This window comes from Metabacillus idriensis, from assembly GCF_050483325.1.
Taxonomy (GTDB): domain Bacteria; phylum Bacillota; class Bacilli; order Bacillales; family Bacillaceae; genus Bacillus_P; species Bacillus_P idriensis_A.
Window position 1 is genome coordinate 1 of sequence record NZ_JBCMYF010000047.1, and the last position, 1,451, is coordinate 1,451.

General features: G+C 38.8%; 1 protein-coding gene. It reads left to right on the forward strand.

The features are described from left to right. Nucleotides 1-55: 55 nt before the first annotated feature. Nucleotides 56-1,416, forward strand: a protein-coding gene (locus ABEQ24_RS22725) for an IS3 family transposase (RefSeq protein ID WP_430008878.1) whose coding sequence is annotated in 2 segments (ribosomal slippage) — nt 56-512 and nt 512-1,416 — 1,362 coding nt in all. Because the reading frame shifts where the segments join, the coding sequence is not laid out codon by codon here. The last annotated feature ends 35 nt before the right edge of the window (nt 1,417-1,451 follow it).

Consider the following 1,451-nt stretch of genomic DNA (forward strand, 5'->3'; position numbering starts at 1 on the left):
TGAAGTGCACCCCAAATGTTAGACACACCATCTAACATTTGGAGGTGCATTTTTTATGGCTAAGTTTACTGCGCAAGAAAAAATCCAATCCGTTAAACGATATTTGGATGGAACGGAAGGGTATAAAACTATTGCTAAATCGATTGGAGTATCGCACGGAGTGTTTCACGCTTGGATCCAACACTATCAATATCAAGGAGAAAATGCGTTTAAAAAACAATATACAACTTATTCGGTGGACGATAAACTAGAGGTACTAACCTATATGAACGAACATGGGACGTCCCCCTGTGAAACAGCTGCGATTTTTAGCATTCATTCTCCTTCTACTGTCTATCAGTGGGCAAGATTATTTGATAAACATGGTGTGGACGCCCTTATACCAAGGAAAAAGGGGCGGTCACCGATGAAAAAAGAAAATTCTAAACTAAGCGAGATAAAAGATCCAGCGCCAGAAACGATAGAAGCTCTTCAGGCTGAAAATGAGCGCTTGCGCATGGAGCTTGCTTATATAAAAAAGTTGAATGCCTTAGTTCAGAACAAGGAAAAATCACCAAACAAGACAAAGCGCAAGTAGTCTATGAATTGAGGCAGGAATTTCCGGTGAAATCACTTTTACGTCTGGCAGGTATCCCCCGAAGCACGTACTATCACTATATAAAGCAACTTGGCCGTCCAGATAAAGATGCCGAGATAAAAACATTGATTAAAGATATTTTTCGTGAAAACAAGGGCCGATACGGGTACCGTCGTATTTGTGCTGAACTGGCCAATCGAGGAATGAATGTTAATCACAAGAAAGTTTATCGGCTCATGAAAGAATTGGGGTTGAAATGCCTTGTGCGTATGAAGAAATACCGTTCATACAAAGGTGAAGCAGGAAAAGTTGCCCAAAATGTCTTAAACCGTAATTTCAAGGCGTCCAAGCCGAATGAGAAGTGGGTCACAGACATCACTGAATTCAACGTATTTGGAGAGAAACTATATCTATCTCCGATGCTCGATTTATACAATGGTGAAATTATCACATATACAATTGGTTCCAGACCAACCTATTCCCTAGTATCAGACATGTTAATAAAGGCCTTGAAACGAAAGACCAAAGATGATGATTTACTGATTCACTCTGACCAGGGGTGGCATTATCAGATGAATAAATATTATCTTGTATTAAAAAACAATAACATCACTCAAAGCATGTCACGTAAAGGGAACTGTTATGACAATGCGGTCATTGAAAATTTCTTTGGCATTCTTAAATCAGAATTTCTATATGATCAGGACTTTAAAAGTATTGAGCATTTTAGGAAGGAACTCAAAAAATATATTCATTACTATAATCACAAACGAATTAAGTCAAAATTAAAAGGCAAGAGCCCGGTACAATACCGGACTCTTGCCCAACAAGCAGCCTGATGAAATAACGTGTCTAACTTTTTGGGGTCACTTCA